The organism is Ferribacterium limneticum (assembly GCF_020510565.1).
GTDB lineage: Bacteria > Pseudomonadota > Gammaproteobacteria > Burkholderiales > Rhodocyclaceae > Azonexus > Azonexus limneticus_B.
Window position 1 is genome coordinate 1536815 of the sequence record NZ_CP075189.1, and the last position, 18493, is coordinate 1555307.

The following is an 18493-nucleotide window of genomic DNA, read 5'->3' on the forward strand; positions in this document are numbered from 1 at the left end:
GCCTCAGAACAGCTCGATATCGCCGTCGCTGTTGTTCTTGGCGTGCAGTCCGGCACTGTTGGCTTTCATCGCATCGCCCTTGACGTGTGAATTGACCAGCAATTCGACCAGTTTCTGGCTGCGCGAACGGAAGCGTTGCAGGCCGTCGGCTTCGTTGTCGTGCTGCAGGGCGAGGAAGGCGTGCATGTAGTCGCCGACGTTGGTCGTCCGCTGGCTGATGCGCGACATCATCTGCGTCACGATGTCCTCGAACTGGATGGCCATGACGCCTTCCTGGGTCATTTCATGCATCTGTTCGGTGATGGCGGTGATGTGGTCGGAGTGCTCGCGTGCCTTGCCGGTCAGTTCCATGAGCTCGTCGCCCAGTTCCTGCAGTGCGGCGCGCGATTTGTCGGCGATGCTCATGTCGATGTGGGTCGCATCGGCGACCCGGCCGCCGACTTCCTGCAGGGAATTCATGATGTCGGTCAGCGACTTGCGGATGTCGACGTTGAATTCGCCGGTGCGCGCCGCCAGATTGCGCACTTCGTCGGCCACCACGGCAAAGCCGCGGCCTGCATCGCCAGCCCGCGCCGCCTCGATGGCGGCATTGAGGGCGAGCAGGTCGGTCTGCTTGGTAATGCCGGCGATGTCGTTGAGCGAGCCGGTAATGCGCGAAACGCGCTCCTGCATTTCGTCGAAACTGCTGGCGATGCCCTTGCTGGTTTCTTGCAGATGGGCCATCTTGCCGACGAATTCGGCAATCAGGATGTTCGTCTCGTCGAAGAAGCGTTGCAGGCTGACCTGCTCCAGGGCATGGCTGTCGCCCGTCATGTTGAGCATCTGGTCGATCAGCGAGCGCAGGATCTGGCGCTGGTCGGAGGATTGCGATTCAAGTCCGGTCAGGCTGCCGGAAAGTTTGCTGACCGAGGTCCGGATGATCTCCTGGGCTTCCCGCATGTCGGTTTCGAGCGAGGTGAATTGCAGTTCGGCGTGGGCCATCGCTTCGTCGGAGAGCACCTGGTATTCCGACATGACGTCCTTGAGTTCGGTGACGTAGGACAGTTGCTTGTCCTTCCAGCGCCGCCGTTCGCCATAGGAAAAAAGGATGGTTCCTGCCAGCAATACCGCCAGTGCCAGCAGGAAGTGCGGCGAAATCGGGCCGACAGCCAGCGACCACAGCCAGAGTCCAAGGCAGGCGGCTGCCGCCAGCCAGATCAACAGATCATCAATACGCTTCATTCACCGCTTCCGGGGACGATATAGCCGGATATTGTAAGGCCGCACCAGCACGGCAGTTACAAAAATGTGACCGGATGCACTGGTGCCAGTGATGTCGATTTACCCCATCGCCTTGAGATGCTGAATGATCTCGCCGGCCATCGGTTGGGCATCGCCATAAAGCATCCGGCAGTTGTCGGTATAGAACAGCGCATTCTCGACACCCGAGTAACCGGTGCCCTTGCCGCGCTTGATGACGATGACGTTCTGCGCCATATCCGCGTTCAGAATCGGCATGCCGTAGATCGGGCTGGTCTTGTCGGTGCGGGCGGATGGATTCACCACATCATTGGCCCCGATGATCAAGGCGACGTCCGTCTGGGCGAACTCACCATTGATTTCTTCCAGATCCATAATCTTGTCGTACGGCACGCCGGCCTCGGCCAGCAGTACATTCATGTGCCCCGGCATGCGCCCGGCAACCGGGTGGATGGCGAACTTCACCTCGACCCCGGCTTCTTCGAGGATCGAGGTCATCTCCCACACCTTGTGCTGGGCATGCGCCACGGCCATGCCGTAACCCGGCACGATGATGACCTTGGAGGCGTAACGCATCATCGCTGCCGCATCGAGAGCGGACAGCTCCTTCATCGAACCGCTGATCGCTTCACCCGGGCCACTGGCCACCATCGGTGTGAACAGGATGTTGGAGATCGGCCGGTTCATGGCCTTGGCCATGAGTTGGGTGAGCAGCGTACCGGCCGCGCCGACGACGATGCCGGCAATGATCAGCGCCGGATTGCCCAGGACATAGCCTTCGAAGCCGACAGCCAGACCCGTGAAGGCGTTGAACAGCGAGATGACGACCGGCATGTCGGCACCGCCGATGGGCAGCGTGACGATCAGGCCGAGGACCAGAGCAACGATGAAGAAGCCGAAGATCAGTTCCGGTTGCGCTGGCGCCATGACGACCATGGCGCCACCGAGGCCGATGGCGATCAGGGCGAGAACGACATTGACCGCATTCTGCGCCGGCAGGCGATGGGCCTTCTTGAGCACGCCCTGCAGCTTGGCCCAGGCGACGCAGGAGCCGGTAAAGGAAACGGCGCCAATCAGCGCGCCGATGACGGCGAGGACCGTGGTGGCCAGACTGTGGGCATCGCCCTTGGCGAACTCGATGGCGGCAATGGCGGCGGCAGCACCACCACCCATGCCGTTGTAGATGGCGACCATCTGCGGCATGTCGGTCATCTTGACCTTCTTGCCGGAAATCCAGGCGGCCGAGCCGCCGAGGGCCAGAGCCAGGGCCATGAGGGCGAGGTTCTGCAGGCCGGGAATCAGGAAGGTGGCGGCAATGGCGACGAGCATGCCGTAGCCGGCGATGATGATGCCTTTGCGGGCACTGGCCGGCGAACTCATGCCCTTGAGGCCGAAGATGAACAGGGCAGCGCCGAGGAACCAGGCGCCTTGAACGTAAATTGGGATGGTCATGTTCAACCCTCTTTCTTCTTGAACATGGCGAGCATGCGTTCGGTGACGACGTAACCGCCGGCGGCATTGGCGGCGCCGAGGGCGACGGCGAAGAAGCCGATGGCTTGCTGGACGGGGGTGTCAGCCGTGCCGAGCATGAGCATGGCACCGACGACGACGACGCCGTGGATGAAGTTGGAACCCGACATCAGCGGCGTGTGCAGGATGACCGGCACCTTGGCGATGATCTCGTAGCCGGTGAAGGCGGCGAGCATGAAGATGTAGAGCGCGAGCAGGCCGTCCATCATGCTTCTCCCATGACTTGTTTGACCACGTTATGGACGGTGACGCCGTCCTTGCACAGCAGCGTGCCGGCGACGACATCGTCGCTCCAGTCGATAACGAGTTCGCCATCCTTGATCCACGGCGAGAGGAAGTTGTAAAGGTTCTTGGCGTAGAGCTCGGAGGCGTGGGTCGGCATGCGGGAAGGAAGATTGAGGGGGCCGTGGATGTTCACGTCGTTGGCGACGACGTGTTCGCCGGGCTGGGTCAGGGCACAGTTGCCTCCGGATTCGGCCGCCATGTCGACGATGATGGCACCGTATTTCATGCGGCCGATCATGTCGGTGGTGATGATGATCGGGGCTTTCTTGCCGGGGATGGCGGCGGTGGTGATGACGACGTCGGACAAGGCGACGGCCTTGGCGAGTTTCTCGGTCTGGGCGGCCTTCTCTTCGGCCGTCAGTTCGCGGGCGTAACCGCCGACGCCATCAGCCGCAACGCCGGTGTCGACGAACTTGGCGCCGAGCGATTCGATCTGCTCGCGGGCGGCGGAGCGCACGTCGTAGGCTTCGACCATGGCGCCGAGGCGCTTGCAGGTGGCGATCGCTTGCAGGCCGGCGACGCCGGCACCGATGACCAGCACACGCGCCGGGCGGATGGTGCCGGCGGCGGTGGTCAGCATCGGGAAAAACTTGGTGCAGCGGGCGGCGGCGATCAGGCCGCACTGGTAGCCGGCACAGGCGCCTTGCGATGAGAGTGCATCCATGCTCTGGGCGCGCGAGATACGCGGCAGCAGTTCAAGGGCGAAGGCGGTGATCTTGCGGGCGTTCAGCGCGGCGAGGCGGGCCTTGTCTTCGAAGGGTTTGAGCAGGCCGATGAGGACTGCGCCTTCGGGGATATGCTCGATCTCCGCCAGGGTCGGCGGCGCGACGCGCAGGACCAGATTGGCATTGGCGTAGGCTTCGACGAGGCCATGCACGAATTCGACGCCGGTGTAGTCCGGATCGAGAAAATGGCTCTGGATGCCGGCACTTTGCTCCATGCAAAGCTTGGCGCCGAGGGCGGCGAATTTCTTGGCTGTCTCGGGGGCGAGCGCGGTACGGTATTCACCGTCGGCGCTTTCGCGAGCAACCGCTAGGGTAAGCGGCATCATCACTCTCCTTGAATTGTGGGCGATGTTGGATTTATGAAAGCACCGAACCTGACCTTGAATGACGGTGAGGTCATGATTCGGTTAATGTATTTGGTCTGAAGATAAGTGAATTGTTATTTCGGCAGAAGTCAGAGTTTCTGACTATCGGGGTCAGTGATCACTTATCTATTCATTGAGCTGTTTGCTGGTATTCACAAAACGCAGTTCCTGCGGGTAGGGGAAGAAGTCCTCGACATGGCCGTCGCGGATTTTCTGCTGGGCATCCTGCCAGAATTTCGGGTCGAGCAGGTCCTTGTGGTGTTTGAGGAATACTTTTCGCACCTGCGGCGAGGCGAGCAGGAAGGTGGCGAATTCCTCCGGGAAAATGTCGTTTCTCGCCACCGGGTACCAAACCTCACCCGACATCTCGGTCTCGAAATCGGGGGCCGGCGGAATTTTGCGGAAGTTGCAGTCGGTCATGTATTCAATTTCGTCGTAGTCGTAGAAAACGACACGGCCGTAGCGGGTAACGCCGAAATTCTTCCACAGCATGTCGCCCGGGAAGATGTTGGCCTGGGCCATTTCGCGAATGGCGCTGCCGTATTCCCGGATGGCGTGTTCGAGTCCTTCGATGTTGTTGGAACGCTCCATGCGGTCGAGGTGGATGTTGAGTGGCTCCATTCGGCGTTCGATGTAGAGGTGCTTGATGATCAGCTGATCGCCATCGATTTCGTAGCAGGACGGCGCCAGCTTTTCCAGTTCGGCCATGACCTCGTCGTCGAAACGCTTGCGCGGGAACAGGACGTTGGAGAATTCGAGGGTATCGGCCATGCGACCGACGCGGTCGACCTGCTTGACCATCATGAATTTGCGCTTGACCGTGGCGCGGTCCATGTTCTTCGAGGCGCCGAAGACATCCTTGATGATCTTGAAGACATAGGGGTAAGACGGCAGCGTGAAAACCAGCATGACCATGCCGCGGATGCCGGGCGCCATGATGAACTGGTCTTCTGAATGGTGCAGGTGATAGATGAAGTCACGGAAGAACATCGTTTTGCCCTGCTTGCCGAGGCCGAGCATGATGTACAGCTCGGAGCGCGGCTTGGCGGGCAGGATGGAGCGCAGGAACTGGACGTAGCCGGAGGGCACTTCCATATCGACCATGAAGTAGGCGCGCGACAGCGAGAAGAGCAGGCCGATCCGCCACCCGTCGAGCAGGATGGTGTCGAGGTAGAGCTTGTCCTCCTCGTCGTGCAGCACCGGGATGGCGAACGGATACTCGTTGGCGCCGTTGATCGCCTTGCCGATGATGTAGGCCGCCTTGTTGCGGTAGAAGGGCGAGCCGAGCACCTGAATCTGGAAGTTGACCTCGCGCCGCGGCATGGCGTTGAGGTGGCGGCTGACGGACTCGTAAACATGGTCAACATCGCGCTCGAGGTCGGCGAAGGGGCGTAGCCAGCCGAAGTCGGCGATGATGCTGTGGATTGCCCCGCGCAGGCCGTTTTCCTTGGCGTAGTAGCTGCGGTAGGTCTGGCTGTCGTCGCCCTCGATGTTCTCCGTCGAGATGCTCGGGCGGACGAAAATGAAATCGTTGTGGAAATAATTGCGGTGCAGGATCTTGGTGGTCACCGAGTTGAAGAAGGTTTCGGCCAGTTCCGGCTGCTTGTGGTTGAGCAGCAGGCCGATGTAGAGCAGCTTGACCTGCTGCCAGGTGCTGTCGTCGATGTGCTGGGCATCGTAGTCGTCGCGCAGACGTTCGACGCATTCGTCCACGCGGTCATCGTAGAAACGGATGCGCTCGCGCACTGCCTTGTGCACGCCCTGCCAGTCGCTTTGCTCGAAACGCGACTTGGCTTCGCGGCTGCTCTGGCGAAACAGCGTGTAGTGCTTGTTGAATCCCTGGATCATGGCCAGCGCTATCTGGTGCGCGCTGGTGCCGTAGAGGCCGACTGAGATTTTCATGTGATCGCTCCGTATGTCAGCGGATTTTAGTGGGGCTGGGGCGAAATGACGAGATCGCCGCCATTCGGGGCATCCGCGCCAGACCACACTGTGAAACCGCATTTCACCGTTGACCGGAAGCGCTGCCTTGCGGATACTCCCGAGACTCTGTAAGCACCGCGCAAGGGTGTCGGCGTATCGTCGTCGACTCGCATATTAAAAACCATCACCAAGGGGTTCGTATGTCCGCAGGCAAGTCCAAGATCATCTACACGCTCACCGACGAGGCGCCGCTGCTGGCGACTTGTGCGTTTTTGCCGATCGTCCGCACTTTTACGGGGCCGGCCGGCATTGAAATCGAGAAGGCCGACATTTCCGTTTCGGCCCGCGTTCTCTCCGAATTCTCCGAATTCCTCGCAGATGACCAGAAGGTGCCGAACACCCTGGGCGAACTGGGCAAAAAGTGCCTGCTGCCGGAAACCAACATCATCAAGTTGCCGAACATTTCGGCCTCGGTCGCCCAGCTCAAGGCCTGCGTCAAGGAACTGCAGGAAAAGGGCTACCCCATCCCCGATTACCCTGAAACCGCCGATACCGACGAAGCCAAGGCCCTCAAGGCCCGTTTCGGCAAGTGTATCGGTTCGGCCGTCAATCCGGTGCTGCGCGAAGGCAACTCCGACCGCCGCGCGCCGGGCGCCGTCAAGAATTTCGCCAGGAAGCGCCCGCATTCGATGGGCGAGTGGAAACAATGGTCGCAGACCCACGTTTCGCATATGGAACATGGCGACTTCTACCACGGCGAAAAGTCGCTGACCCTCGACAAGGCACGTGAAGTGCGCATGGAACTGATCGCCAAGGGCGGCAAGACCACTGTGCTCAAGCCGAAGCTCTCCCTGCTCGAAGGCGAGATCATCGACTCCATGTTCATGAGCAAGAAGGCGCTTTGCGACTTCTACGAAGCACAACTGGAAGACTGCCGCGAATCCGGCATCCTGTTCTCGCTGCACGTCAAGGCGACGATGATGAAGGTCTCGCACCCCATTGTTTTCGGCCACTGCGTCAAGATCTACTACAAGGACGCCTTCGAGAAGCACGGCAAGACCTTTGACGAACTCGGCATCAACGTCAATAACGGCATGGTCGATCTGTACGAGAAGATCAAGGCTTTGCCGGAATCCAAGCGCGACGAAATCATCCGCGACCTGCACGCCTGTCAGGAACACCGTCCGCGTCTGGCCATGGTCGATTCGGCCAAGGGCATCACCAATTTCCATTCACCCAACGACATCATCGTCGATGCCTCCATGCCGGCCATGATCCGTCAGGGCGGCAAGATGTGGGGTGCTGACGGCAAGCAGTACGACAGCAAGTGCGTCATGCCGGAATCGACCTTCGCCCGCATTTACCAAGAGATGATCAACTTCGTCAAATGGCATGGCAACTTCGACCCGCGGACCATGGGTACCGTCCCGAACGTCGGTCTGATGGCCCAGCAGGCCGAGGAATACGGCTCGCACGACAAGACCTTCGAAATCACCGAAGACGGCATCGCCAACATCGTCGATAACGCCACCGGCGAAGTCCTGCTGACGCAAAACGTTGAAGCCGGCGACATCTGGCGTGCCTGCCAGGTCAAGGACGCGCCGATCCGCGACTGGGTCAAGCTGGCCGTCACCCGCGCCCGCCAGTCCGGCATGCCGGCCATCTTCTGGCTGGACAGCTATCGTCCGCACGAAAACGAGCTGATCAAGAAGGTCCAGAAGTACCTCAAGGATCACGACACCTCCGGTCTCGACATCCAGATCATGTCGCAGGTCCGCGCCATGCGTTTCACGCTGGAACGCGTCGCCCGCGGCCTCGACACCATTTCGGTGACCGGCAACATCCTGCGCGACTACCTGACTGACCTGTTCCCGATCATGGAACTGGGCACCTCGGCCAAGATGCTGTCCATCGTCCCGCTCATGAACGGCGGTGGCATGTACGAAACCGGCGCCGGCGGTTCGGCCCCGAAGCACGTCCAGCAGCTGACGCAGGAAAACCACCTGCGCTGGGATTCGCTCGGCGAGTTCCTGGCCCTGGCCGTGTCGCTCGAAGAGCAAGGCATCAAGGATGGCAACAAGCGCGCTGTGCTGCTCGCCAAGACCCTTGACGCTGCCACCGGCAAGTTGCTCGACAACAACAAGTCGCCGTCGCCGAAGACTGGTGAGCTCGACAACCGCGGTTCACAGTTCTACCTCGCCATGTACTGGGCGCAGGAACTGGCGGCGCAGAAGGAAGATGCCGAACTGGCAGCCCACTTCACCAAGCTGGCCAAGACCCTGACTGACAACGAAGCTCAGATCGTTGCCGAAATGAAGTCGGTGCAGGGTCGTCCGGTCGATATCGGCGGCTACTACAAGGCCGATGCCGAGAAGACCAAGGCGATCATGCGTCCGAGCCCGACGCTCAATGCCGCACTCAAGGCAGCCCGCATCTAAGCGAGCCATCTTTCCCGGCGTGTGAGCGCCGGATATTAAAAAAGCGAAGGCCATCCGGTCTTCGCTTTTTTCATTTTCAGGCCTTTTTTCCGGTTGACCGTGGGAACCTCGCCACGCGGCCAAATGGCTGACACCGGCCGACGTTTTGCGACATAATCACCTCGCTGCCCGGCGCCGGAGACAAGCGTCGGGCTTTGCTGTTCAACGGAATGCGCGGCTGCGGCCCGTCCGATAAAACCCAAGGAGAGACCATGACTTCTCACATCAAGGTGCCGCAAGGCGGTCAGAAAATCGTTCCGGGGCAGGCGATCCCGAACAATCCGATCATTCCCTTCATCGAGGGCGACGGCATCGGCATCGACATCACGCCGGTCATGATCAAGGTCATCGATGCTGCCGTGGCCAAGGCCTACGGCGGTGCGAAGAAGATTTACTGGATGGAAGTCTTTGCCGGCGAAAAATCGACCCGCCTCTACGGCCCGGACGAGTGGTTTCCGCAGGAAACCTTCGCGGCGCTCAAGGAATATTCAGTTTCCATCAAGGGACCGATGACGACGCCGGTTGGCGGCGGCATCCGTTCGCTCAACGTCGCCCTGCGCCAGGAACTCGATCTCTACCAATGCGTCCGTCCAGTGCAGTATTTCAAGGGCGTGCCGTCACCGCTCAAACATCCGGAACTGACCAACATGGTCATCTTCCGCGAGAACACCGAAGACATCTACGCCGGCGTCGAATGGGCGGCCGATTCCGAGGCCTGCCGGAAGGTCATCGATTTCCTGCAGAAGGAAATGGGCGTCAAGAAAATCCGCTTCCCGGAAAGCTCTGGCATCGGCATCAAGCCGATTTCCGTCGAAGGCACCACCCGCCTCGTGCGCGCCGCGCTCAAGTACGTCATCGCCAACGACCGCAAGTCGCTGACCATCGTGCACAAGGGCAACATCATGAAATTCACCGAAGGCCTGTTCCGCGACATCGCCTACAAGGTGGCGCAGGAGGAATTCGGTGCCCAGCTCATCGACGGCGGCCCGTGGTGCCATTTCACCAACCCGAACACGGGGCGCGAAATCACCGTCAAGGATTCCATCGCCGACGCCTTCCTGCAGCAAATTCTGCTGCGGCCGGCCGAATACGACGTGATCGCAACCACCAACCTGAACGGCGACTATATTTCCGACGCCCTGGCCGCCCAGGTCGGCGGCATCGGCATCGCCCCGGGCGCCAACATCTCCGACCAGTACGCCTGTTTCGAAGCGACACATGGCACGGCACCGAAGTACGCCGGGCTGGACAAGGTGAATCCCGGTTCGCTCATCCTCTCGGCCGAAATGATGCTGCGCCACCTCGGCTGGACCGAAGCGGCCAATCTCGTCATCAAGGCCATGGAAAAAGCCATCGGCGACAAGAAGGTGACCTACGACTTCGCCCGCCAGATGGATGGCGCCGAAGAGCTGTCGTGCTCGGCTTTCGGCGATGCGATGATCGCCCGCATGTGATTTGCTGGGAAACTGCGCGAACGAAGCCACCGCAAGGTGGCTTTTGTCATTTCGGGCTGCCGCTTGGCCAGGCGCAGGCGTATGCTGTGGGCCAGCCAATTGGCCAGCGATGCAATCGCCGCAGTTCGGGCGAGCGAAAGGAGTGCCCTGTGAGCCCAGCAAAAATAGAAGAACTCTTCGACCTCCTGCGTGCCGCCTGCGCCCGCCAGTTCCGCTTCAATCCGCGGCGTGTCACGGCCGGCATGCGCTATGTCGGCAAGGAGGGCCACGGCAAGGACATGGTTCACGTCTTCCGTGATGCCTCGACCCATTCGCAGATCGAACTGGACAGCACCTTCGCCACCCTGCGCGAAAAGCATGGTGAAAAGCCGCACTGGACCGAGGCCGAGAAGGCGCACTACCAGAATACCGACGCCGAGATCGACGCGGAAATCGCCGCCAAACAGGCCGAACTCGAGTTCGTGCAGAATTCAGCGCTCTATCAGGACCACAAGGCCGAACTGCTGACCCACTACAAGGATTGGCCGGGCTACGTGCCCGGCGTGACCAATCCGCGCGAGGCGGCACGGCAATTGATCGCCACCCTGGCCGAGGCCAACGACCCCCGCCTGACGGCCTTCGCCGAACACCTGGGCGGCAGCGATCCGGAGCATCTGGCCCATCTGCTGCTCTCTCCCTGCCACCTTGAAATCGAAGCCAGCAAGGCCGCTGCCACGCCCTAGAAGTACAATTCGCGGATGACCGAAAACGCAATCAACGACCCCGTCGAGGCTGAAGAGTCCGACGTCATCAACGAGCCACGTCTGTGGCGCAACAACGGCTGGACCGCCCGCGTCATCAAGAACGAAGATGACGAAGGCTGGGCTGTCGAAATGATCAAGGACGGCGAAGCCGAGCCGGCGCTGGTCGGCCCATGGACCATGGGTCGCGACAAGAAGAACCCCAAGCCGCTCGACGTTTCCGCCTTCCAGACCCTGATCAAGACCGCCTCCGAAGTCCTGCGCCGGCACGAACATCAGCTGCACGCCCAACTGCACCGGAAACTCACGGTCGACCGGGAAAACGGGCCAATTTTGATATGCCTGGACATTGTTCCCGACGAGGACGATCCCTACGCCACGCTCTCGGCCGAAGATGCCGGTGGCGAGCAACTGGCCAAGGTCCGCGTCGGCCCCAACTTCAAGCTCAGCCCGGCCAGCGCCAACGCCTGGATAGACGACGAATTCCGCCAGCCAGAATAACGATGAGCATCGAAACCATCACCCGGAAACAGGCCGTCCAGGGCTATACCGGCTATTCGTGCATCGGCCTCTACAACCCGAAAGGCCCGGAAAACGTCGGCTCCATCATGCGCGCCGCCGGCTGCTACGGCGTCAATACGGTGTTCTACACCGGCAAACGCTACGAGCGCGCCGTCGAATTCCGCACCGACACCAAACAGGTCCACCTGCAACTGCCGCTGATCGGCGTCGACGACTTGCAAACGGTCATCCCCTTCGGCTGCGTTCCGGTCGCCATCGAAGTCCACCCGGACGCCAAACCGCTCACCGAATACACCCACCCCGAACGCGCCTTCTACATCTTCGGCCCGGAAGACGGCAGCCTGAAAAAGAACGTCACCTCATGGTGCAAGGACATCGTCTATATCCCCACTCACGGCTGCATGAATCTGGCGGCGACGGTCAATGTCGTGCTTTATGACCGGATGCTGAAGGCGAGTGGGTGTCGGAGCTAGCGCCAGATTCGGGTCGAGTCTGCACTGCCGTGCGCGTGACGGCACCCGGCGCTGCTTGGCTGAACGCCATGTCAGCTAGGAAAGGCCCAGATGGCCTGTTGTTGTCGCGCTGTTTTTAGTCCCGAAATTTTGTCTATACTGACTCGTCAACCAAGCCTAAAAGCAATCGAATGAGTACAACGACGGACCCGGGGGGCAATCCTTCGCCAGAGGCGGTACAGGGCAGCCTGCTCTTCGATTCGCTGCCGGTCGGCATCATTTTCCAGAACGCAGAGGGAACGCTGACCGCGGCCAATGCCGCCGCCGAAAAAATTCTCGGCCTCCCGCTCGGCGAGATGCGCGGGATGGTTTCGGCCGATCCGGGCTGGCAGCCTGTGCGTGAAGACGGCTCGCCATTTCCGGGCAGGGATCATCCGCCGATGGTTGCGCTCAATACCGGCCTGCCGGTTCTTGATGTCGTCATGGGCCTTTTTTCGCACGATCCGCAGCGACTGACCTGGGTCAATATTCGCTCGTTTCCCATTCGGGAAAGGGCCGATGGCCCGGTCATCGGCGTCTATTCGCTTTTCGAGGATATTTCCGACAAAAAACGGGCCGAGCAAAAGGGCAAGGAAAGCGAAGCGCGCTATCGCTCGCTGTTCGGTGCGATGGTCGAGGGCATGGCCATCCATCGGCTGGTCTACGATGGCGAAGGCCGCGCGCTCGATTATCTGGTGCTCGATGTGAACCCGGCTTTTGAAAAGCAGACCGGGATTCGGCGCGAGGCGGTTGTCGATCAATTGGCCTCGAAGGCCTATGGCGCTGGCGAGCCGCCGTTTCTCGATGTTTATGCCCGGGTTGTGCAGACCCAGCAGCCCTGCACCTTTGAACACTATTTCCCGCCGCTGCAAAAATTCTTTTTCATCAGCGTATTCGCGACGGGGCCGGATCAGTTTGCCACCGTCTTCGAGGATATCAGCGTCAATAAAATGAACGAGGCGGCCTTGCTCGATCATGAATTCAAGTTGTCGGCCATCGTCAATAACTCGCCGTCGGCCTTGTCGCTCAAAAATCCCGATGGGCGCTACGCCCTGGCCAATCCCAACCTGGAGCGCATCCTCGGCCTGAGCGAAGCGGAAATCCTCGGCAAGACCGACGACGAGTTGTTTCCGCAGGACGTCGCGGCTTGTCTCCGGGCCAGTGATGAACAGGTTTTGCGTACCCTGTCCAGCCATTCCGTTGAGGAAGGCATGCCGGTGGACGGCCGGATGCGTTCTTTCGTGTCCCATCTGTTTCCGGTCCTCGATGCCTCTGGGACAGTGAGGTTTATCGGACGCAACTCGCTCGATATTTCCGATCTGAAATTGGCCGAGCGGCTCGCCCGGGACAACGAGCAACGACTGCAACGGGTGATTGAGGGGTCGGATCAGGGGTTTTGGGAATGGAACCTGCTGAGCAACGAATTCAACGTCAGTGCTCGCTTTGAAAGCATGTTCGGTTATGCGCCGGGCGAGATGAATATTCGGGTCGATAACTGGAACGAATTCGTCCATGCCGACGATCTGGCCCAAGCCTGGGCGTCGATCCAGGCGCACCTGGCCGGCCAGGCGCAGTCGCATGAAGTCGAAATGCGCTGCCGGAATAAAAATGGCGAATGGAGCTGGATCCTGACCCGGGGAAAGATCGTCGAACGGGATGCGGAGGGCCGCCCCGTCCGCATGGCCGGGACGCACACGGATATCGACGAGCGCAAGCGGGCCGAAGAGGAACTTGAGCGCTATCGGCATCACCTCGAAGAAGCGGTCGATCTCCGCACCCGGGAACTGCAGGACGCCAAGCAGGCCGCCGAGGCTTCCAGTCAGGCCAAGAGCGCCTTTCTGGCCAATATGAGCCACGAAATTCGCACGCCGATGAACGGCATTCTCGGCATGGCCAATCTCCTGCGCCGCTCCGGCGTCAGGGACGAGCAAAGCGATCTGCTCGACAAGATCGATGCGTCGGGCAAGCATTTGTTGGCGGTGATCAACGATATTCTCGACCTGTCCAAGATCGAAGCCGGCAAGCTCCAATTGCAGGAAAGCGATTTTGTCCTGGCCGATCTGCTCAAGTCGGTGGTCGCCGTAGTCGGTGGGGCCATCGCCGAAAAGGGGCTGAAACTCGTCATCGACAGCGAAGGCCTGCCCAGGCAGTTGTGGGGCGACGCGACCCGGCTGTCGCAGGCGCTGGTCAATTACCTCAACAACGCCCTGAAATTTACCGATGCGGGGACAATCAGGCTGGTCGGCCGGATTCTCGAAGAAAGCGACACCGATGTCCTGCTGCGCTTTGTCGTCGAAGATACCGGCGTGGGCATTACCGGCGAGCAGCAAGACCGGCTCTTCAATGCTTTCGAGCAGGCGGACAAATCGACCACGCGCAAATACGGCGGCAGTGGCCTGGGGCTGGCCATCACGCGACGGATTGCCGAACTGATGGGCGGCGCGGTGGGCGTAGACAGCATTGCCGGGCAGGGCAGTTCGTTCTGGCTGACCATCCGCCTGAAAAAAGGCAGCCGCGCTGCCCTTGCCGCGGCAGAGCCTGCGCCTGAAGGGGCCGAGGCCATCCTGCTGCGCGAGTACCACGGCAAGCGGATATTGCTGGCCGAAGATGAGCCGATCAATCAGGAAGTGGCGTCGGCGCTGTTGCAGGATGCGGGGCTGGTCGTCGATGTGGCGGCTGACGGAGTGCAGGCCCTGCGCATGGCGCTCGAGCAGCCCTATGCGGCCATCCTGATGGACATGCAGATGCCGGAAATGGACGGCTTGCAGGCGGCGGGCGCCATTCGCAAGATTGTCGGGTACGCCAGCGTGCCGATACTGGCCATGACCGCCAATGCCTTTACCGAGGATCGCGAGCGCTGCATGGCGGCCGGCATGAACGATTTCATCACCAAGCCGGTCGATCCCGACGTGCTCTTTGCGGTGCTCCTCAAATGGCTGGCCAGGCAGCAAAGTTGAGCCATCCGGTTTGGCGGGCTGCGACGACGGGGAAATATAATAGGCAGAAATTCGCCTCACCCTGAATGGACTTGTGATCTCTCATCCCATCGCTGTTTTTGATTCCGGCCTCGGTGGCCTGACGGTGTTGCGCGCCCTGCGCGAACGACTGCCGCAGGAAGACTTCCTTTATTTCGCCGACACCCGGTTTTTGCCCTATGGCGACCGGCCCGAGACCTTTCTGCGCGAACGTGGTGTGTTGATTGCCGAGGCGCTGGTCGGGCGCGGGGCGAAGGCGTTGGTGATTGCCTGCAATACGGCGACGGCAGCGGCGGCGGAGGCTATTCGGGCGGCCATCGAGGTGCCGGTGGTGGCGCTGGAGCCAGGCGTCAAGCCGGCGGTAGGGCTGACCAAAACGGGCGTCATTGGCGTGCTGGCGACGACGCGGACTTTGGCTAGCGAGCGTTTTCAGCGGCTGGTTGGCAATCATGCCAACGGCCATCGGGTCATTGCCCAGCCGTGTCCGGGGCTGGCCGAGGCGATTGAGGCTGAGGGGCCGGACAGTGGCGCGGTGGCGGCCTTGCTCGATACCTTTGTTGCGCCGCTGGCTGCGGCGGCAGCGGATGTCGTGGTGCTCGGCTGCACGCATTATCCGTGCGTGTCGGCGGCGATTGCCCGGCGCATGCCGGCGGGCACCGTGCTGCTTGATACCGGCGAGCCGGTGGCGCGTCAGCTTGAGCGGCTGTTGGCGGCGGGCAATCTGCTCGGCGGCGGCGAGGGCCGGCTGACGGTGGCGACGAGCGGGGCGCCGGCGTCGGTGATTGCCACGGTCGACCGGATTTTTGGGCAAAAATTGAAAATCGAACACTGGGAGCCTTGATGAGCGAGGGGGAAAAAAACGTCGCGCAAAAGCCGCTAGCCAGGCTCAAAGTGGTTGAACTCGGCACGCTGATCGCCGGGCCGTTCTGCACGCGGATCATGGGCGAGTTCGGCGCCGAGGTGGTCAAGGTCGAATCACCCGATGGCGGCGACCCGCTGCGCAAGTGGCGCAAGCTCTACGAAGGCACGTCGCTGTGGTGGGCTGTGCAGGGGCGGAACAAGAAGTCGGTGACGGCCAATCTCAAGCATCCGGAGGGCGTCGCTTTCGTCCGAAAGCTCATTGCCGAGGCCGACATCCTGGTCGAAAACTTCCGCCCCGGCGTGCTCGAAAAACTCGGGCTGGGTTGGGAAACCTTGAAGGCCGACAACCCGGGGCTGGTCATGGTCCGCCTTTCCGGCTTCGGCCAGACCGGGCCGTACAAGGATCAGCCGGGCTTCGGCGCGGTTGGCGAGTCGATGGGCGGGCTGCGCTACATCACCGGCTTCCCCGACCGGCCGCCAGTGCGTACCGGGATTTCTATCGGCGATTCGATTGCCGCGCTGTGGGGCGCGATTGGTGCGCTGATGGCGCTGCGTCACAGGGAAGTCAATGGCGGGGCCGGGCAGGTCGTCGATGTCGCGCTCTACGAGGCGGTCTTCGCGATGATGGAGTCGATGGTGCCGGAGTTTGACGTTTTCGGTTTCGTCCGCGAGCGCACCGGCAACATCATGCCGGGCATTACGCCGTCGAGCACGCACACGACCAAGGACGGCAAACACGTCACCATCGGCGCCAATGGCGACGCGATTTTCAAACGCTTCATGAACGCCATCGGCCGGCCCGATCTGGCCGATGATCCAACCCTGGCCGACAACGCCGGCCGCGATGCGCGGCGTGACGAGATTTACGGGTTGATCGATGCGTGGACCGCCGAGCACGACGAGGCCGAGGTGCTGGAGATACTGGCCGCGGCCGAAGTACCGTCGTCGCGCGTCTATTCGGCCATCGACATGTTCGCCGACCCGCAATTCATCGCCCGCCAGATGTTCGAGTCGGCCAAGCTGCCGGATGGCAAGGAATTCAAGATTCCCGGCATCGTGCCCAAATTGTCGGCAACGCCGGGCAGCACGGAATGGCTGGGGGCCAAACTCGGCGAGCATACCGACGAAGTGCTCGCCGGACTCGGCTATCTCCGTGAAGAGATAGCCGGGCTGCGTGCATCGGGGGCTGTCTAGGCCTAAACGCGGAAGCGGCCGATCAGCTGCTTCAGGTTGATGGCGATGCTTTCCAGCTGATGTGCCGTGGCAGCCGTGCCGCGGATGGTGTCGGTAGTCGCCTCGACCATGTTGGCGATCTGTTCGACGCGCTGGGCGATTGAGGTGCTGGCCGAACTTTGCTCCCGCGTGGCGTCGGCCACGTCGCCAATCCGCGTCAGCGTCCGGCGCGCCCCTTCCTCGATGGCGCGCAGCGATTCCGAGGCCGAGCCAGCCAACTCGACGCCGGCCTGTACCTCGGGCAGTGCCGTATCCATGGCTTCGACGGCGCCGACCGTATCGCTCTGGATGCCGACGATCATCTGTTCGATTTCCGTGGTGGCCAGCGAGGTCCGTTCGGCCAGCTTGCGGACTTCGTCGGCGACGACGGCAAAGCCGCGCCCCTGCTCGCCGGCCCGGGCGGCTTCGATTGCCGCATTGAGGGCGAGCAGATTGGTCTGTCCGGCAATGTCCTTGATCACGTTGGCGATCGATGAAACCTGGCGGGCCCTTTCTTCGAGTGCCTTGATACGGCCCGAGGCATCGGAAACGGTTCCGGCAATCTGCTCGATGGCTTGCGTCGCCTGATTGACCCGTTCTGTGCCCTGGCTCGAAAGCTCGACGGCTTGGGTGCTGTCCAAAGCTGTTTCGCGGGCGCTTTCCGAAATGTGGCTGGAGCTGACGGTCAGTTCCTCGATGGCGGCGGCCATTGCCGACGTCGCATCGGATTGCTGTTCGGCCGAGCGGGCAACCTCGTCGGACGCCTTGGCAATCGACTCGGCGCTGCTGACCAGTCGGTTGGCATCGCTGTTTATTTCGCTGACCAGTTGGCGCAGCGAACCGACCATGGCGCTGAGCGCATGCAGCATGCTGCCGGCCGGGGCCGAGTTGACACTTGCCGTCAGGTCGCCATCGGCGACGCGCTGCATGATCCCGGCGGCGGTTGCGGGTTCGCCTCCCAGTTGTCTGAGAACGCTGCTGCCGACCTGCCAGCCGACCAGGCTCAGAATGACCAGCAGGGCAAGAGAAATGCCGCCGAGCAGCAAGGCACTTTCGCGGTATTCCCGGTCTACGTCATCGATATAGATGCCGGTTCCGACAACCCAGTTCCAGGGGCCGAACAGCGCGGCGTAACCCAGCTTGGGTTCAGCCACCTGCTGGCCGGCCCGCGGGAACCAGTAGTCAACAAAACCGCCACCGGCCTGGGCTGCACTGATCAATTCCTTGATCAGCAACTTGCCGTTGGTGTCCTTCATCTCGATCTTTTGCTGGCCTTCGACGGCCGGGTTGCCACCATGCAGGAAATAGACGCCCGTCGTGTCGAAGCCGAAGAAATAGTCGTCCTTGCCGTAACGCAGGCCACGCAGACTGTCGCGCGCCGCCTTTTTGGCATCTTCTTCCGACATTTTCCCGGCGGCAGCCAGTTTGTGGTGATGGGCAACGATACCGATGCCAACCTCGACCAGGTTGCGCGTCGTTTGCTTGCGGTCTTCCAGCATGCTGTTCTTGAGTTGGAACAAGGCTGTCAGGCAGAGGATGATCAGGCCAAGCAAGGTCAGGCCGACAAGAAGCTGCATGCGTGTCGAAACACGCCAGTTGCCGAGGGTCCCCATTTTTCCGCTCCAAATATGACATTTGTCTATTATTGACCAAGAGCCGCACCAGGTGTGCGAAAGTCAGCATAAGCTCATGGG

14 protein-coding genes are annotated in these 18493 nt (G+C 61.1%); 8 read left to right on the top strand and 6 right to left on the bottom strand.

Features of this window, described 5'->3' with window-relative positions:
• Positions 1-3 precede the first annotated feature (3 nt).
• From KI610_RS07425 to aceK, 5 genes are all read right to left on the bottom strand, one after another.
• On the bottom strand, positions 4-1221 hold the full coding sequence (locus KI610_RS07425; protein ID WP_226498019.1) for a methyl-accepting chemotaxis protein: 1218 nt from the start codon (positions 1219-1221) through the stop codon (positions 4-6).
• A 99-nt stretch (positions 1222-1320) separates the two neighbouring features.
• Positions 1321-2691 (bottom strand): NAD(P)(+) transhydrogenase (Re/Si-specific) subunit beta, encoded by a 1371-nt coding sequence (locus KI610_RS07430; protein WP_226498020.1) that lies wholly within the window; start codon positions 2689-2691, stop codon positions 1321-1323.
• 2 nt (positions 2692-2693) lie between these two features.
• The gene (locus tag KI610_RS07435) at positions 2694-2975 is read right to left on the bottom strand and encodes an NAD(P) transhydrogenase subunit alpha (protein ID WP_226400950.1); all 282 of its coding nucleotides are present in this window, start codon (positions 2973-2975) and stop codon (positions 2694-2696) included.
• Complete coding sequence (locus KI610_RS07440; RefSeq protein ID WP_226498021.1) at positions 2975-4102, bottom strand: NAD(P) transhydrogenase subunit alpha; 1128 nt, start codon at positions 4100-4102, stop codon at positions 2975-2977. Before KI610_RS07440 ends, KI610_RS07435 begins: the two co-directional genes overlap by 1 nt.
• 168 nt (positions 4103-4270) lie before the next feature.
• On the bottom strand, positions 4271-6046 hold the full coding sequence (aceK, locus tag KI610_RS07445) for a bifunctional isocitrate dehydrogenase kinase/phosphatase (RefSeq protein WP_226498022.1): 1776 nt from the start codon (positions 6044-6046) through the stop codon (positions 4271-4273).
• 221 nt (positions 6047-6267) lie between these two features.
• Between aceK and KI610_RS07450 the strand changes: the two genes are divergently transcribed.
• From KI610_RS07450 to KI610_RS07485, 8 genes are all read left to right on the top strand, one after another.
• A complete protein-coding gene (locus KI610_RS07450; protein ID WP_226498023.1) occupies positions 6268-8505 on the top strand; it encodes an NADP-dependent isocitrate dehydrogenase in 2238 nt (745 codons plus the stop codon).
• Positions 8506-8756: 251 nt separating this feature from the next.
• Entirely contained in the window at positions 8757-9998 is a 1242-nt protein-coding gene (gene icd, locus KI610_RS07455; protein WP_226498024.1) for an NADP-dependent isocitrate dehydrogenase, read from the top strand.
• Between the two features lie 149 nt (positions 9999-10147).
• Positions 10148-10720 carry a hypothetical protein gene (locus KI610_RS07460; protein WP_226498025.1) on the top strand — a complete coding sequence of 191 codons (573 nt, stop codon included), beginning with the start codon at positions 10148-10150 and terminating at the stop codon, positions 10718-10720.
• A 15-nt stretch (positions 10721-10735) separates the two neighbouring features.
• A complete protein-coding gene (locus KI610_RS07465) occupies positions 10736-11239 on the top strand; it encodes a hypothetical protein (protein ID WP_226498026.1) in 504 nt (167 codons plus the stop codon).
• Between the two features lie 2 nt (positions 11240-11241).
• Positions 11242-11733 carry an RNA methyltransferase gene (locus KI610_RS07470; protein ID WP_226498027.1) on the top strand — a complete coding sequence of 164 codons (492 nt, stop codon included), beginning with the start codon at positions 11242-11244 and terminating at the stop codon, positions 11731-11733.
• A 170-nt stretch (positions 11734-11903) separates the two neighbouring features.
• Positions 11904-14708 carry a PAS domain S-box protein gene (locus tag KI610_RS07475; protein ID WP_226498028.1) on the top strand — a complete coding sequence of 935 codons (2805 nt, stop codon included), beginning with the start codon at positions 11904-11906 and terminating at the stop codon, positions 14706-14708.
• A gap of 73 nt (positions 14709-14781) precedes the next feature.
• A complete protein-coding gene (gene murI, locus KI610_RS07480; protein WP_226498029.1) occupies positions 14782-15567 on the top strand; it encodes a glutamate racemase in 786 nt (261 codons plus the stop codon).
• Positions 15567-16781, top strand: a complete 1215-nt coding sequence (locus KI610_RS07485; RefSeq protein ID WP_226498030.1) for a CaiB/BaiF CoA transferase family protein — start codon at positions 15567-15569, stop codon at positions 16779-16781. The genes murI and KI610_RS07485 overlap by 1 nt, the downstream gene beginning before the upstream one ends.
• A 2-nt stretch (positions 16782-16783) precedes the next feature.
• On the opposite strand, the gene KI610_RS07490 is transcribed toward KI610_RS07485, so the two are convergent.
• The gene (locus KI610_RS07490; protein WP_226498031.1) at positions 16784-18412 is read right to left on the bottom strand and encodes a methyl-accepting chemotaxis protein; all 1629 of its coding nucleotides are present in this window, start codon (positions 18410-18412) and stop codon (positions 16784-16786) included.
• Positions 18413-18493 lie beyond the last annotated feature (81 nt).

Bases quoted from the DNA above. Each gene is read 5' to 3' on its own strand.
- KI610_RS07430 (WP_226498020.1), bottom strand. From the start codon at position 2,691: ATGACCATCCCAATTTACGTTCAAGGCGCCTGGTTCCTCGGCGCTGCC.
- KI610_RS07425 (WP_226498019.1), bottom strand. From the start codon at position 1,221: ATGAAGCGTATTGATGATCTGTTGATCTGGCTGGCGGCAGCCGCCTGC.
- KI610_RS07490 (WP_226498031.1), bottom strand. From the start codon at position 18,412: ATGGGGACCCTCGGCAACTGGCGTGTTTCGACACGCATGCAGCTTCTT.
- KI610_RS07475 (WP_226498028.1), top strand. From the start codon at position 11,904: ATGAGTACAACGACGGACCCGGGGGGCAATCCTTCGCCAGAGGCGGTA.
- KI610_RS07465 (WP_226498026.1), top strand. From the start codon at position 10,736: ATGACCGAAAACGCAATCAACGACCCCGTCGAGGCTGAAGAGTCCGAC.
- KI610_RS07450 (WP_226498023.1), top strand. From the start codon at position 6,268: ATGTCCGCAGGCAAGTCCAAGATCATCTACACGCTCACCGACGAGGCG.
- aceK (WP_226498022.1), bottom strand. From the start codon at position 6,046: ATGAAAATCTCAGTCGGCCTCTACGGCACCAGCGCGCACCAGATAGCG.
- icd (WP_226498024.1), top strand. From the start codon at position 8,757: ATGACTTCTCACATCAAGGTGCCGCAAGGCGGTCAGAAAATCGTTCCG.
- KI610_RS07435 (WP_226400950.1), bottom strand. From the start codon at position 2,975: ATGGACGGCCTGCTCGCGCTCTACATCTTCATGCTCGCCGCCTTCACC.
- KI610_RS07440 (WP_226498021.1), bottom strand. From the start codon at position 4,102: ATGCCGCTTACCCTAGCGGTTGCTCGCGAAAGCGCCGACGGTGAATAC.
- KI610_RS07470 (WP_226498027.1), top strand. From the start codon at position 11,242: ATGAGCATCGAAACCATCACCCGGAAACAGGCCGTCCAGGGCTATACC.
- KI610_RS07485 (WP_226498030.1), top strand. From the start codon at position 15,567: ATGAGCGAGGGGGAAAAAAACGTCGCGCAAAAGCCGCTAGCCAGGCTC.